This is a genomic window from Aquimarina algiphila, assembly GCF_947494415.1.
Taxonomy (GTDB): Bacteria; Bacteroidota; Bacteroidia; order Flavobacteriales; family Flavobacteriaceae; genus Aquimarina; species Aquimarina algiphila.
Genome location: NZ_CANLVC010000002.1, coordinates 253,721 through 268,248, shown reverse-complemented (window position 1 = coordinate 268,248; position 14,528 = coordinate 253,721). Strand labels below are relative to the sequence as shown.

Below are 14,528 nucleotides of genomic sequence, written 5' to 3'. Positions count from 1 at the left end.
TAATACTTTAACGGCTGGTGTTATTTATGATGTTGAATAATGTTAGTCAAACTTGATGCTCTTTTTCTGTACTAAATAATGAGACTAAATAATCTTATGCCAGAAAAAGTTTGATATGTTTAAGACAGAAAGATTACTTAGACTTCTCATAAGTTATAACTGTATTTCTAAATTTTTTTTTGAACTGTTAGGAGTGTTCAATAGCTCCTGCTTTATAGAGCTAATTTTTACAGATTTTAAGAGTGGAAGTGTTTAGTGTATTAAAAATTAATGTATTGAATTGATTTAAAAAACGTAGTAATCGTATTGGTTAAAAATAATGATTTACTGCACTCTAATTTTTTTTCTCTATACAATATTTCTATGTAAGTTTTTGTATTAAGAAGTGGAATGGTCTCCTACAATAGCATTAGGAATACTACTTTGTAATATCATACATTTTTATAATAGAAATAGTGACTCAAAAATTGAGAGCCACTATTTACTAATTAGTTAAGAGTATTAGTAAAGCTGAGTTGAGTATAAAATTTTCAATTATTTGGAATCATCCAAATACTAATCTTCAACAGAAATATGGATTGTACTATTCATTTTAAGTTTCTTTCCTTCTAACCTTGCTTGAGCAAAGAATTCTTTAGCTATAATTTGCTCACGTAATAATTCATCTATTCTTCCACTATCATATTCACAATTGTCACTAGCATTTCCTTCAGTAATTGATAAACGGTTTAGTTTGTGAAAATTAATTTTTACATTAAGTACAGAGTTAATAATATCTGCTGCTTCTGATGCTGTAAAATGGCCATCAATCAAGCTTATTTTTTGCTCTGTTTTCACTTCTTTTGATGTTTTTACTATGGCTTCCATGTTTTTATATTATTTTTTTATTTATACTACAAAGGTTGAATTAATATGTTATATATTTTTATTTATATATTTTATTGTCATCATAAATAATTGTTATGATAGCTGTATAATGCATAGATATAGCGGCATTCCTAATGTTATATTAAAAGGAAAAGTGATTGCAAGAGCCATAGGGATATAAAGACTTGGATTAGCTTTTGGAATTGCAAGTTTCATTGCTGCAGGTACCGCGATATAAGATGCACTAGCGGCTAGTATGGCAAATAGAAGTCTATTTCCTTCTCCAGAGCTAAAAAAACCACTTACAACCGCAACAATACAACCATTGATAATTGGTATAATGATGGCAAATAGAAATGCAAACCATCCTTTTTTAATAAAATCAGAAAGTTTACGTCCACTAGTGATTCCCATATCAAGAAGAAAAACAGCTAGGAACCCCTTAAATATATCTGTAGTAAAAGGTTTGATACCTTCAGCTTGCGCTTCACTTGCAAGTAGACCTACAATCAAGCTACCTATTATGAGTAATACACTACCATTGGTAAGAGCATGATGAATTACAGTTTTCATAGGAATTTTATCTTCTTTTTTATTTTTTTTGAAAATTGTGATTAGTAATAACCCTACCATTATAGAAGGAGCTTCCATTAATGCCATTACAGCAACCATATGTCCACTAAAAGCAATCTGTTCCATTTCTAAAAACGATATGGTTGTCACAAAGGTAACAGCACTCACAGAACCATAAGATGCCGCAATAGCTCCTGCATTATCTACACTAAATTTTCTTCTTAATACAAAATATGAATATACAGGAATGAAAATAGCCAGAAATATTCCAAAGAGTAACGACCATAGTATTTCTGTACTAAATACGCTGTGTGAAAGCTCTTGTCCTCCCTTAAATCCTATCGAAAGTAAAAGGTATAATGAAATGAATTTTGAAGAGTTTTCGGGAATAGAAAGATCGCTTTTAAGTTGAACTGCAATTACTCCTAAGAAGAAAAAAAGTAATGCAGGATTGGTTAGATTGTCGATAAGTAAATGTAAATCCATATATACTTTAATCTGATATTGTTATGGTGATTTATTTGAAAAACAGGAAGTTGTTTATTAGTTGTTTTTAGATATAAATCGTGGGATACATAGTAAACTTACTATGGCCGTGCACACTAGAATTTCTTTTAAAAAAAGATGACTACTTCTTATAGAAAGTATAATAAATAATAGGAAAAGGATTCCAATTATAATGAAGTTAATGATTTTGGATAATTCTTTTTTTCTTTCAAAATATGATGGCATGACTTTTACTTTTTGAAATTCTTTTTTCTTTTGATTAAAATCTCTCATTGGTTTTATTTTATGCAAAGGTGTATGTATTATTTCATATATTTTTATTTATATTTATAATCAATTATATAAGTTTATTTTATGCATTATACTCTTCATCAGTTACAGATTTTTTCTAAAATAGTTGAAAAACAGAGCATTACTAAAGCTTCTGAAGAGCTGCATTTAACACAGCCAGCGGTTTCTATACAGTTAAGAAATTTTCAGAATCAATTTCCAATTCCATTAACTGAAGTAATTGGGAGAAAGCTATATGTGACAGATTTTGGGAAAGAAATTGCAATGGCTGCAGAGAAAATCTTACAGGAAGTAAAGGATATAAATCATAAAACATTAGCATATCAAGGACAGCTATCTGGGGTGTTAAAAATTTCGGTGGTATCCACAGGCAAATATATTATGCCCTATTTCTTATCTGATTTTATAAAGCAACATAAGGGAGTAGAGCTTATTCTTGATGTTACTAATAAGGCACAGGTGATTCATAGTTTAGAAAAAAATACAGTAGATTTTTCATTAGTATCTGTTCTTCCTGATAAATTACAGATAGAAAAAATTAAATTAATGGAGAATCAACTTTATTTGGTAGGAAATAAAGATGAAAAATTCGAAAAAAAGGTATATGATAAATCTATTTTCACAAAATTACCTTTAATTTATAGAGAACAAGGATCTGGTACCAGGTACACTATGGAAAGGTTTATTGAAAAGAATAATCTACCCGTAAGTAAAAAAATGGAGCTTACCTCTAATGAAGCTGTAAAACAAGCCGTGACTGCAGGACTCGGATATTCTATTATGCCTCTTATTGGAATACGAAACGAACTTAAAACGGGACGTTTACAGATTATTCCGATAAAAGGTTTCCCGATCAAATCTAATTGGCATATGATTTGGCTTAAGGATAAAAAATTCTCTTTAGTTGCTACAGCCTTTCTTGAATATTTGAAAAAGGAAAAAAGTACGATCATCAAAAAAAGATTCGAAAGCTTCTAAATAATTATTTATTGACTGTATATATAATACCTGAGTTTTAGTGTTTTTTTTGTAAATGAAACGTGTTTTCGAGCTTATAAAAACTCATTGAAATATTAGATTTCAATACTAGTTTGCTACTATATTTATTGATTTTCCTTTTATTTGAAAAATTTGATTTTTTAGATTTAAATTACTTTGCTAATAATTCCCTAACCCTAATAAAGATATAAGTTGAATTTCCCCCTCAAAGATTAGGGGATGAGCAATCGGGAAATTTGTCGTACCTCAGTTTTATAAAAACTATTTATATTAAATAATTTTATGTAAATGATTATAAATATAAATAAAAATATATGAAACATTTTATGGAAATTTGATTCAAATAATAAGAATATCAAATAACCTTAAAAGATGAAAAAACTAATTTATATTTCTTTAGCTATTATCCTTGTATCTTGTAATATCATTTCAAATGATTCTCGTTTTGGAGTGGTTTATCAAGATTCAAAAACGGCACAAATATCAGATGACAAGTCAAATTATTGGTTAGCAAAACAAAATACTTTACAGGAAAATTTTATCAGTACTCAAAAATTTTATAAAGAGGAAGGTTCCTTAATTCTTGATTATAAATACCCTCATCTCGATGAAGAATATAATCCTGTATTCAGTAGTTTTAATTCCTTTATAGAAAAGACGTACTTAAGAACAGAAAAATCAGTTCAGCAAGTACTTCATAATAATGATTTATCCTGTGACCCTATATTTAAGGATGCTGAAAGAAAGCGAAGGAATATTGATTATAAAATTTATACTAAGAATGATCAATTTTTAAGCGTTCTACTATATAAAACAAATTATTATGATGAAGAGCATCACAACTCTTTTATGTTCAAAGGCTTAAACTACGATTTAAAGACAGGTATGTTTATTACATACAGCGATTTATTTGAGAACAATAGCGATAAATTCTTACTATTTAAACTAAATCAAGAATTACAGGCACGTATTGGAGGACAAGACTCTTTTAATGATTGTTGGGAGTTTACCAAAGATAAATTTGAGGTATCCAAGAATAATTTTGTTGTCAATTCTGAGCACATAAAATTTTATTTTGATGACTGTGCAGTATGTCCAACATATTCGGGAAATTATTTTCTAGAAATACCATTAGAAGAATTATCGTCCATTTTAAAAACAGGAAAATCAGAGAGCTCCTATTTTAAATCTTAAATCAAAAAGTCATGGTAAAAATATGGATCATTCCTAAAAGTAAATCACAAGCAGATGAAATCGTCGAATTCTTATTAAGAGGTAAGTATCTTTTAACAGTTATGATCTTAGAAAATTGTGTATTGGCTAAAATTGACAGAAAAAACCAAACACATCGATTAAATAAGACACTAATCTCTGGAATTATTAGATCCTTACAGTTTAACAATTTAAATGATCGTCTTAGAAAAATGTATCCTTCTAATATGCCAATATTGTATTCGGTTCCTATCATACAGATGGATCCACAGCAATCAGAAGCTATCGCAGATTATATAACTGTATTTTAAATAAAATACATATGACTAAAAATCAAATAATACAGAGTGTATATGAGTATGTGCAAATTGCTTTGGGAGTAGTATTAGCGAGTATAGGACTGAAGGCTTTTCTTATACCCAATGGCTGCAATTATTAATCAAAAAAATGAATATTGAAACATGTGCGACTATAATTTTTAGATAACTAAAATTACCCTAACCCTATACTCCTGTTTTACTCCTAAAAACTTTAATATCCAGAGTTTATAATCAAAATGGGAATTAGGTGAAATACCTCATACTAATTTAGAATTTATATGTACTCATCTAAAGACACAAATATGATACTATCATCACACAAAACAATTCTTGAGGATATTCAGATAGCTAAAGAAAATGGGTTTGCCGTGGATTTTTTATTCAAAGACAATATCATATATGACCGTGCAACTAATAAGGGATATACTAAAAACGATTGTGTTTTGGTAGAATATTGCAGGTATGAAGGATTGAATGATCCTAGTGACGTTTCTATTCTATTTTTAATTGCATGTGATGATGGAATTAAAGGTTGTTTAAGCAATAATTACGGAATATACGCAGATATTGACCTAATGCAATTTGCACTATCACTTAGAAGTCAATATCAAGAAAGTTCTTAATAAAAAATTATAAAGAATTAATTTCAGAAAGCGATCAATTACAAAATGCAAATTCATTTTGGGATACAATAGGTACTTCATATGACCAGAGCAGGTATCGCATGGAAACTCTTGGTAGCTTATCAGAATACCATTAAATACTACATATACTAGGAAAAGAGAATCATTTGGGAAACCTATAGCCTCTTTTCAACTCATACAGGTTTAAGGATATGATGCCGCATATCATCTCATTCTTTATAGCTAAAAATAACATCTCCTTAATACGACATTATATTCCTAAATTAGTATAATTTGACAGCAATGAAAACCATAATTTATAATGGTTTCAGCATTTCAATATTTATGATTCCATCAATTTTCATATGAAGCCCTTTATCACGAGCTTTTATGATCATGTCTGTCACTAATTTGCGGGATGCTTTCAATTCCTCAATTCTCATTTCAGCGCGCATAACATTAGGATCGTTCTTATCTTGGAAATTTAAGATTTGAAGGTTGTGAAACTTTATTTTATCAGCAATTAGTGATAATAATACGTCTGCAGAGTTAATCGGAGAATAAATTCCTTCTACCAATTTAAAACTGTTATGAATAGGGTCCATACTATATATATTTGAAGTACTGGCATTTTTATCAAAAACCTAGAGAGAAAAATCTCTCTTTTAAGATAGTGAAATTGATTTGCTAGATACTTTGGTTTGGTTGACTAAGCGATTGTTATTGTCCAAAATATAGACACTCAATGATTCTATTTAATAAACTGGTTGAGTTTAAAGAACAATTAAGTGCCTAAGGGTAAATTAATTTAATTTTTATGATACTGTTTATTCTCCTTGCCCAAGTGAAAACCCTCTTTTGCCGTCAAATTCATAGAGGTTTTCGGTTTTGATTACATCAAAGCCTTTGCTATGTAACTTAGACAAAAGAGCTATGATTTGTTCGTGATCAATAGCATTAAAAATTGGTATTGTTTTCAGTATTTCAGCGTCCACAGCCACAAATCGACATCTCCAATGATCTGTACAATATGTTTCTTCTAAACCGTTTGGATATACTTTCACTCCGCGATTTGTAATCATTTTCAGTTTTAGATTATAGGAATTAATTATAGACAAAGCATCTCCAATTTCTTTCGGATCAGAACCTTCCCAGTCAATAAATACGTCGACGCCTACTAATACTTTCTTTGATTTTTTTCTTTTGTACTCGAAGGTTTTCATAATTCCAGAACCTTCGGTCAATTTGCTAGTGATTAAATCTTTTGGAGTGGTTCCTAATCTAGCGATTACTTCATCTGCAAATTCTTGTGTTGATACCTTTTTCTTGCTTTTTCCTTCCTGATAAATATCTGCTGTATGATATCCTTGTTCAATTGTTGTTAACCAGGCATTTTTAATTTGATCAGCGATTTCTAATTGACCTAAATGTGCTAACATAAGTACAGAAGCATTTATAAGCCCTGAAGGATTTGCAATATGTTGTCCGGCAATATCAGGAGCAGAACCATGGATCGCTTCAAACATAGCGACATTAGTACCAATATTTGCAGAGCCTGCCATCCCCACAGATCCAGCTATTTCGGCTGCAATATCTGATATGATGTCTCCATATAAATTTGAGGTCACAATAACATCGTAGTTTTCTGGATGAGCGGCTAGTTTTGCAGATCCTATATCGATAATCTGAGATTCACTTTTGATATCTTCATATTCTAACGCGATTTCATTAAATACTTGGTGAAATAATCCATCGGTCAGCTTCATAATATTATCTTTCACCATACAAGTGACTTTTTTTCTTCCATATGCTTTTGCGTATTCAAAAGCATATCGAATTATTCGCTCACAACCTGGTCTTGTAATTAGTTTTAAACATTGTACTACATCCTGTGTTTGTTGATGTTCTATTCCTGCATATAAGTCTTCTTCATTCTCACGGATAATAACCACATCCATATCAGGGAAGTGAGTTTGAACAAAAGGGTGCAAGGCGTTAACCGGACGTACATTGGCATATAATCCAAGTGATTTTCTCAGAGTCACATTTAGACTCTTATACCCCTTACCTTGTGGAGTAGTAATCGGTGCTTTCAAGATTAATTTATTGCGATTTATGACCTCCCAGGAGTTCTTACTAATACCAGCTGTGTTTCCCGATAAGTACACTTGTTCTCCAAGATCTATGAACTCAGGCTCAATATTCGCTCCGGCAGCTGTTAAAATTTTCAGCGTAGCAGACATTATTTCGGGACCTATACCATCACCTTGAGCTACAGCAACTTTTATTAACTTATCCGACCTATTTATATTCTTGTTTTGAACTAAAGTGTTGTGCTTCATCTTTATTTTATTTTTGATTAAAGCAAAGATGCAAATTACATATCATAAATTTTTATTTATATATTTTATTAAAACCATTAATAAATTTAATAAATTGGTGTGATGTCTCTTAAATCTGAAGGTTTATATCTGGTAGACTCTAAAGGAGCATAGGTTTTTTTATTATATAAAAATAGTTAATACTAATTATTATAAGTATAAATAAAGAGTTAATGATTTTTCTATGTTAACTTTGAAAATAGAACAGTATACATATATAAATATGAAAACCATAAGTCAATTTGTATAAATGCCTTGGTTGTACACTTAAGCTATTTTTTATAGATTGTTTTGTATAGTATTTTGTCTGTTTTTCATTTTCCTATTTAGAATTTTAAAGAAAATTAAAAAAAGAACTGAGACAATAATTTCAAGGATTATAAATACGATAATTCTATTAATTAAAGGTGATGAATCAGAAAATATTACAAGAATTAGCACACTTGAATGTAGTATAAAACTTACGATAAGGAAACACTTTAAAAATACACTCTCTTTAAATAGAAAAGAAAGGGAAAAGTTAATAAATATATTGGCAAGTAGAAGTGTAAATCCAAAACCCATATCTCTTCTTCCAAATCCATTTAGGGCTTGAAATAAAATGAATAAAGACACTATTATATTTACTATCAATATTCTTATTTCTCTTGAATTGCTTTCTTTTTTTTCTATCATAATTTATTATACTATTTAGTGTGTCCACAATTTATATATCAAAGTGCAAATTTTGGAGTAACTTGTGATTCTATCTGATATTGTGCATAATATCCTTTGTATGGTACATTGTGGCCTAAAAAGATGTATACGCAACATACAAATTGTTGTGTATTCGATATGATTCTTCTATTTCATATTTCTACTCATTATTTCTGCCCCAAAATTCGGTAAATATTCATTCAATAATTTGTTCCATAAAATCATTCCGTTTTCAGAATTTGCAAATACAACTAATCCTTTTTTAGATTTTAATGAAATAATAGCAAGTGTTTTGGTTCCATAATCTCCTCCGGTATGCATTAACACAGTTTCGTTTTTGTTTAAGTTGGGTAATATTTGTATTCCTAAGCCCCAAAATATTCCTTCTTTTTCTTTAGACTGTGGTTTGATGAATTCTTGATATAATTCTCTGGAAATTCCTGCACCATTTAAAATATGAACTAAAAATTTAGAATAATCTTCTGTAGTTGTTAGTAAGTTTGCCGCAGCATTAGTTTTAGTATATTTTTTAAAGGCAATCTTTTTACCATTTTCGTCGTGTTCTACGGCATATCGATCCTCGTTAACATCTGATGTCCAGTAAAATGAAGTGTTTCTCATTTCTAAAGGAACAAACAGTAATTCTTGAGCTATTACTTCTAGAGGTTTTTGGAGTTTACTTTCAATGGCTTTTCGTAAATATTCAAACCCTTCTCCAGAATACTCCCATTGGATACCAGGCTCTCTTAGAAAACTTAATTTTTTATTTTTTGTTAAATATCTCCAATTAGGTAAACCAGATTGATGTGTTAATATGTTGCGTGCGGTTAATTTAGTCAAAAATGGATGTCCTTTTAAATCATTATCAACATAGTATTTGGATAGTGGTTCATCAAGGTTTAGCTTATTCATATCTACTAGTTTTAGCACTACATTGGCGACAACAGGTTTAGTCAATGAAGCCACTTTATAAATACTATTAATTCCAGTTTTTATGGTATCTTGTTGAAAACCAAAAGTTCTTATTTGACTCACTTTACCTTGCTGGATTAAGCCAATTGATATAGATGGGATTTTATGTTTTTTTAATAGTGCTTCTACTTCTTTATCATTCTCAAATAATGGTATTGGGTAATTTGCATTAAAGCCAGATCCGTAATCTGCTTTCGGTTCTTTGTGATCATAACTTAAGACTCTGGATAGTTTCCATTGCCCATTTTTGATATTCCAAACAGATGTAAATTTTGCAATATTAGTAAGATACATTCGTTTATTAGGTTCTTTGATATAAAATAGATGAACACCTTTTTGAATAGCTCCGTATGTTTCTCCATTGTTTTTTAATCTAAAAACCTGGAGACTTTCTTTAACTACTTTTCTGATTGGCTTCTTTTCGGTATTTGAACAAATACTTTCTTTAAAACCTTTTATAAACTGTTCTCTGTTTTGTACACCGTTTTCATCATGATAAAACTCAAAATCTGATGGGATATATTTTTCTAGTATTTGAAAATTACATTTATTAAAGCCTTCCTCAAAGAATAGACTATCAACACTTTTTAACTCCTTAAAAAGTGTTGAATTTTTAGAAACTTGTGACTGAATATTTTTAGAAAGAAGAATTAAGATTGTAAAAATAAGTAGATTGAATTGCTTCATTGTTATTGATTATAATTTTGGTTAAACAATGATGCAATACTCAGTAAATTAAAAATAAATTAGTAGGAAAACACCCCGATAAATTCCCGACAAATTCCCGACATTTTTTATATAATGCTAAATTTCAGGTGTATACGAAGACTTTTGTTTTTGTCTAATCCTATAGCATTTATTAGGATTATTATAATGTTTAATAAAATAGAAACTATCAGGACAGGTAAGGTAAGTCTAATTTCTGATGTAAATACTCTATTGAAAAAAGGGCTCAATAAAAATAAAGTACCTGAAACAATAGTCCACATTATTTGAACTGAAATAATTTGTTTTGTCAATGAATTATATTCTTTTTTAAAATAAATAATAGCAGCTGGAACGATTATGTTTGCAAAGGGAATTGCAACAAATGGTAACGAAGATAGATTAATCAATTTTACAAGCTTAAGATCCAAAGTTTCTTCACTTTTTTCTTTGACTAATTCTTCTTTACTAATATTTAATGCTTCAGAAATAGCATTTAAAGTATGTCCTTTTAGTCTAGCTCCAGCTTCAATTCTCTGTATCGTTCTGACAGAGATTCTTGATTTTTCTGCCAGTTCTTCTTGGGTAAGATTTAATTTCTCTCGATATTCTAGAAGTTTGGACATTTATTATATTATATAAAATTATGATTTGGTTAGTCTTTTTTCTAGTAGTATATATACTATGTTGATATTGGTAGTTTTAATCTATAATATTTATTTCATTAGCTTCAATTTTAGTTTGTTTATAACATTGTATATATAATGTACATCCTTAAGGCTGCATATGCAATATACAAATTGTTATCACTATTTTATTTTTTTTGTAAACTACTTAGTTTAACATTTACGTCACATTTCTTCTTCTCATAATCGGAATGAAAAGTGTCCTGAAAAAGAACAATGTTATCCCAATTTTAAAAGCTTTTATAATCTTTTGATGAATAATAGTATTGATCAACTTTTAATTTTTCCAAAATTTCAAATTTGGTTTCTGCTTTTTTTAAAAAGTCGAGCGACAGCGTATTCAATTCCAACTATCGAGTTGGTGTTATGGTTTTGCAATAAACTCCAAATAGTCGAGGTTTATACACCAGCGACTTGTAGTGAAAAACTTAACACGCAGCACATGTTCTCCAGCTTCCAATTTTGTGTTAACAGAATATTCAGCCCAATCCGAAAACCAATCGTCTGATGGTGTTACACTAATTTTATCGGTTAAAGCTTTTCCATCCAAAAAAAGATGTAAACCCTTTTGTTCCATAGCATCATTACGTGCAGTAGCCATTGCTTTAATCATATATTCGCCTGTGTTTTTTACCTGTATGGTGTATTCTAGCCATTCACTATCTCTTGTCCAGCTTATTATATGTCCGTTTGATTGGTTTGGTTTTGTTTCAATCTCAACATCCAAATCTTGTTCACTCCGGTAATTGGTTTCTGATTTCTTATTGGTATTAACTTCATGAAAAGCAATACCTTCTCCTCCTGTGTCAAAATTTTCAGCCTCAATTCGTCCAGGAATAGTATGAACTTCTTTAAAAGGTTTTTGCTTATCCTCAAGATTATTTTCAGAAGGTAAGTTATGCACCATAGCCTGACCAATATAAATAGATGTTCCGTCCGGTAATTTCGTTACTTTTAGTTTTGCGGTATGCTGTCCAACCTCTTGTTGTTTGGCATAAAAGAATTTTGAAAAATATACATTTCCTGAGCTTTGCTCAAAAGTAAAGGTCTCGGGTGCACCGTTGTCAATGATAATTTCAACTTCCATGCCTTTACCTTGAGGAATGGTTGTGAAGCAAATTAAATCTCCTTCCCAATTAAATGTCAGAGTTTCATTCACCTTTGAACACTTAAGTGCATCGCTTAACATACTGTTAGTTCTATATCGGTCACTAATATAAACAGCATCTGTATTTATGTCCACACTTTGCCAACCTGAACTTTTTATGACATTGTGGACCGATAACAATGAGCTGTTTGAAAAATGATTGTACACAATGGGATTAGGAATTGTATGCGGTCCGCTTTCACCTATTTCATGCATAGACAAAATAGATCGAATGGCTATATCACTATATATTTTGTGGCCATCAGTATTTGGATGCACGCCGTCTTTAGAAAATACTACTTTGCCCTCAACCGGATTGGAATTTTTAAAAACCAGCTGATTGGCTTTTAGTTGTTTCACTACTTCGACTCCAAAATCAATTGAAGGGATACCGTATTTATTGGCCATTTCCTCTATAATAATACCAAAACCGTATTGTTTACCATTCATTAACCTATCTAACATCCATTCTCCTACGGTATATACGAAGCAGATATCGATATTTGGATCTGTTTCCCATATTTGGCGGATCAAGCCTTCAATGGCACGTGCTTCATATCCACCTCCACCGTTTACACGATATTCAATAAAAACCACATCAGGTTTATGAATGAGTAAATTATCCTTTACTCGACTAGCGGCAAAATCTGCTCCTGTGCCAGGAACTGCTGCATTTATTTCGGTAAAACTAATATCCTTATATTGATTTTGAAACCAGGTAAATACATTATCACTCCAGCCGGTTTGTCGAGTAATGCTGCCCCCGATAAACCCTATGGTAATATTACTTTTATTGTTTGTTTTTTTGAATAAATTAGGCATCCCGTCCCTCATACGAAGTTCTTCAGATATATTGGGATCGAACGATTGGGGTAGTGAAGCGTAAGACAGGAAATGAAAGAATAACGTAGTGGTAACCCAAAAAATTTTGCTCATTATATAAAGTTTAATTTGACCTATGCTTTTGCTACTTGATTATTTGAACCTTAAGCTTAAAGATACTAAAAGGTTTAAACGTAGGTCATAAAATAGCTTGCATCAGTATTCTTTTTGTTTTTTAAATAACACAAATAGGAGACAAATTAAATGAGAGGTTTTCCAAAAATAGGCTCAAAACGAATAAGTAAAAATTGGTTTGCAGAGCCAAAATTTTCATTCACTGAAAACTTTGTTTGACTCACTGAAAACAGCATCTTTTTTCTTCACTTTTTCCAAAATTCATAGTCTTATTTAATAAACAAAAAATGTTAATTATGAAAAGCAATATGCTAAAATTATTGATCGTATTGATGGTGTCATCATTTGTTTCATCTTGTAAATCCACTAATGAAACTACAAATTCGAATGCAAGAGGTAAAGGAAATCAAGGGTCTCCTAATATAGATCAGATTTTTGAAACTATGGATGTAGATAAAGATGGTAAACTATCAGAAACAGAAGTCAAAGGTCCTTTAAAAAATGATTTTTCTAAAATCGATACTAACAGCGATGGTTTTCTTTCAAAAGAGGAAATAGAAAAAGCACCAAAACCTAATCGACAAAGACCGCAGCAGGGAAGAAGGCAATAAAAGAATAAATAAGGTAAAAAGATACTTTTTATAGATAAGGTATAGCGAGTTATTGTAAAAGTACTGTTCTGAAAAAAAAGAATACAACAAAGGTTAACCATAATTTGTAAGCATATAGAAACTCGGCTTCTTAAAAAAATAGCACAAGGTAATCACAGGGCATTTCATCGGTTATATGTATTGTATAAGGATAAAGTATACCATACGGCAATTGGCTATTTACAAAATATCGAGGAGGCCGAAGAGATTACACAAGATGTTTTTTTAACTATTTATAATAAAGCAGAAACATTTAGAGGAAAATCTAAAGTAAGTACTTGGATCTATAGAATAACTATAAACAAAGCACTTAATCAGTTGGAAAAAAGAAAGAGGTTACCCTTGTCAGGAAGTGAAATCCAAGAATCACATAGTGTAGATTTTAATCATCCTGGAATTCAGCTAGAAAACCAAGAAAAAGCCTGGTTTTTGCTTACTGCGATTGATAAACTTCCTGCCAATCAAAAGACCGCTTTTATTTTGAGTTATATTGAAGGGTTGCCGCGACATGAAGTAGGTAATATAATGGGGGTTACTCTAAAATCAATTGAAGGTTTGTTACAAAGGGCAAAATCTCAATTGAGAAAACAATTAATTTCTATTTACCCCGAAGGAAAATCAAAAAAATAGTGTCTAAAGGAAGTAATTTTAAAGTAATGGGTAAAAAAGAACAATGGGTAGATGAGGTTTTAAGAAGTTTTGATAATGCAAAACGTGCTATTCCTAAAGATGGTTTATTTAATGAAATAATTGCTAAGATTCCGAATAATAAAGAAAGTAAAATTATTCCATTGGTTCATCTAACATGGATAGCTGCTGCATCAATAATTATTGTTATAGTAAATGTATATGCATTGAAACTACAAAATGATAATATAAAGAATGCATTAGAGAGCCGCAATAATGAAATCTATTTACTATCAGATTATACTTTTTAAAAAC

14 protein-coding genes and 1 pseudogene are annotated in these 14,528 nt (G+C 30.3%); 8 read left to right on the top strand and 7 right to left on the bottom strand.

Annotated elements, in window-relative coordinates; genetic code table 11:
• Positions 1 to 555: 555 nt before the first annotated feature.
• Both PQF96_RS03745 and PQF96_RS03740 read right to left on the bottom strand, forming a co-directional pair.
• Positions 556 to 867, bottom strand: coding sequence for a hypothetical protein (locus tag PQF96_RS03745; RefSeq protein WP_109439064.1), 312 nt, complete (start codon positions 865 to 867; stop codon positions 556 to 558).
• A gap of 93 nt (positions 868 to 960) precedes the next feature.
• Positions 961 to 1,926 (bottom strand): sodium-dependent bicarbonate transport family permease, encoded by a 966-nt coding sequence (locus PQF96_RS03740; protein WP_271765122.1) that lies wholly within the window; start codon positions 1,924 to 1,926, stop codon positions 961 to 963.
• A 375-nt stretch (positions 1,927 to 2,301) separates the two neighbouring features.
• On the opposite strand from PQF96_RS03740, the gene PQF96_RS03735 reads away from it, so the two are divergent.
• From PQF96_RS03735 to PQF96_RS03715, 5 genes and pseudogenes are all read left to right on the top strand, one after another.
• Positions 2,302 to 3,216, top strand: coding sequence for a LysR family transcriptional regulator (locus tag PQF96_RS03735; protein WP_109439066.1), 915 nt, complete (start codon positions 2,302 to 2,304; stop codon positions 3,214 to 3,216).
• 393 nt (positions 3,217 to 3,609) lie between these two features.
• A complete protein-coding gene (locus PQF96_RS03730) occupies positions 3,610 to 4,431 on the top strand; it encodes an RsiV family protein (protein ID WP_271765121.1) in 822 nt (273 codons plus the stop codon).
• Between the two features lie 11 nt (positions 4,432 to 4,442).
• The gene (locus tag PQF96_RS03725; RefSeq protein ID WP_109439068.1) at positions 4,443 to 4,760 is read left to right on the top strand and encodes a hypothetical protein; all 318 of its coding nucleotides are present in this window, start codon (positions 4,443 to 4,445) and stop codon (positions 4,758 to 4,760) included.
• Positions 4,761 to 5,071: 311 nt separating this feature from the next.
• On the top strand, positions 5,072 to 5,392 hold the full coding sequence (locus PQF96_RS03720; protein ID WP_143918715.1) for a hypothetical protein: 321 nt from the start codon (positions 5,072 to 5,074) through the stop codon (positions 5,390 to 5,392).
• 17 nt (positions 5,393 to 5,409) lie between these two features.
• Positions 5,410 to 5,594 (top strand): annotated as a pseudogene (locus PQF96_RS03715) (acyl-CoA dehydrogenase family protein); the annotation flags it as partial.
• Between the two features lie 115 nt (positions 5,595 to 5,709).
• Here the strand turns inward: PQF96_RS03715 and PQF96_RS03710 are convergent.
• From PQF96_RS03710 to PQF96_RS03690, 5 genes are all read right to left on the bottom strand, one after another.
• Positions 5,710 to 5,997 (bottom strand): hypothetical protein, encoded by a 288-nt coding sequence (locus tag PQF96_RS03710; RefSeq protein WP_271765120.1) that lies wholly within the window; start codon positions 5,995 to 5,997, stop codon positions 5,710 to 5,712.
• Positions 5,998 to 6,219: 222 nt separating this feature from the next.
• Positions 6,220 to 7,734, bottom strand: coding sequence for an NADP-dependent isocitrate dehydrogenase (locus tag PQF96_RS03705; protein WP_271765119.1), 1,515 nt, complete (start codon positions 7,732 to 7,734; stop codon positions 6,220 to 6,222).
• Between the two features lie 882 nt (positions 7,735 to 8,616).
• The gene (locus PQF96_RS03700; protein ID WP_271765118.1) at positions 8,617 to 10,128 is read right to left on the bottom strand and encodes a serine hydrolase; all 1,512 of its coding nucleotides are present in this window, start codon (positions 10,126 to 10,128) and stop codon (positions 8,617 to 8,619) included.
• 107 nt (positions 10,129 to 10,235) lie between these two features.
• Complete coding sequence (locus tag PQF96_RS03695; RefSeq protein WP_271765117.1) at positions 10,236 to 10,772, bottom strand: helix-turn-helix domain-containing protein; 537 nt, start codon at positions 10,770 to 10,772, stop codon at positions 10,236 to 10,238.
• 424 nt (positions 10,773 to 11,196) lie between these two features.
• Positions 11,197 to 12,915 (bottom strand): carbohydrate-binding protein, encoded by a 1,719-nt coding sequence (locus PQF96_RS03690; RefSeq protein WP_271765116.1) that lies wholly within the window; start codon positions 12,913 to 12,915, stop codon positions 11,197 to 11,199.
• Between the two features lie 317 nt (positions 12,916 to 13,232).
• Between PQF96_RS03690 and PQF96_RS03685 the strand changes: the two genes are divergently transcribed.
• The 3 genes from PQF96_RS03685 (at position 13,233) to PQF96_RS03675 (ending at position 14,524) form a co-directional block, all read left to right on the top strand.
• Positions 13,233 to 13,547 carry an EF-hand domain-containing protein gene (locus tag PQF96_RS03685; RefSeq protein ID WP_271765115.1) on the top strand — a complete coding sequence of 105 codons (315 nt, stop codon included), beginning with the start codon at positions 13,233 to 13,235 and terminating at the stop codon, positions 13,545 to 13,547.
• Positions 13,548 to 13,628: 81 nt separating this feature from the next.
• The gene (locus tag PQF96_RS03680) at positions 13,629 to 14,216 is read left to right on the top strand and encodes an RNA polymerase sigma factor (protein WP_200825180.1); all 588 of its coding nucleotides are present in this window, start codon (positions 13,629 to 13,631) and stop codon (positions 14,214 to 14,216) included.
• Complete coding sequence (locus tag PQF96_RS03675; RefSeq protein ID WP_271765114.1) at positions 14,216 to 14,524, top strand: hypothetical protein; 309 nt, start codon at positions 14,216 to 14,218, stop codon at positions 14,522 to 14,524. Before PQF96_RS03680 ends, PQF96_RS03675 begins: the two co-directional genes overlap by 1 nt.
• Positions 14,525 to 14,528: the final 4 nt, after the last annotated feature.

What these genes read in the sequence shown, in the direction of transcription:
- PQF96_RS03745 (WP_109439064.1), bottom strand. Translation starts at nt 867, where the DNA reads ATGGAAGCCATAGTAAAAACATCAAAAGAAGTGAAAACAGAGCAAAAA.
- PQF96_RS03740 (WP_271765122.1), bottom strand. Translation starts at nt 1,926, where the DNA reads ATGGATTTACATTTACTTATCGACAATCTAACCAATCCTGCATTACTT.
- PQF96_RS03735 (WP_109439066.1), top strand. Translation starts at nt 2,302, where the DNA reads ATGCATTATACTCTTCATCAGTTACAGATTTTTTCTAAAATAGTTGAA.
- PQF96_RS03730 (WP_271765121.1), top strand. Translation starts at nt 3,610, where the DNA reads ATGAAAAAACTAATTTATATTTCTTTAGCTATTATCCTTGTATCTTGT.
- PQF96_RS03725 (WP_109439068.1), top strand. Translation starts at nt 4,443, where the DNA reads ATGGTAAAAATATGGATCATTCCTAAAAGTAAATCACAAGCAGATGAA.
- PQF96_RS03720 (WP_143918715.1), top strand. Translation starts at nt 5,072, where the DNA reads ATGATACTATCATCACACAAAACAATTCTTGAGGATATTCAGATAGCT.
- PQF96_RS03710 (WP_271765120.1), bottom strand. Translation starts at nt 5,997, where the DNA reads ATGGACCCTATTCATAACAGTTTTAAATTGGTAGAAGGAATTTATTCT.
- PQF96_RS03705 (WP_271765119.1), bottom strand. Translation starts at nt 7,734, where the DNA reads ATGAAGCACAACACTTTAGTTCAAAACAAGAATATAAATAGGTCGGAT.
- PQF96_RS03700 (WP_271765118.1), bottom strand. Translation starts at nt 10,128, where the DNA reads ATGAAGCAATTCAATCTACTTATTTTTACAATCTTAATTCTTCTTTCT.
- PQF96_RS03695 (WP_271765117.1), bottom strand. Translation starts at nt 10,772, where the DNA reads ATGTCCAAACTTCTAGAATATCGAGAGAAATTAAATCTTACCCAAGAA.
- PQF96_RS03690 (WP_271765116.1), bottom strand. Translation starts at nt 12,915, where the DNA reads ATGAGCAAAATTTTTTGGGTTACCACTACGTTATTCTTTCATTTCCTG.
- PQF96_RS03685 (WP_271765115.1), top strand. Translation starts at nt 13,233, where the DNA reads ATGAAAAGCAATATGCTAAAATTATTGATCGTATTGATGGTGTCATCA.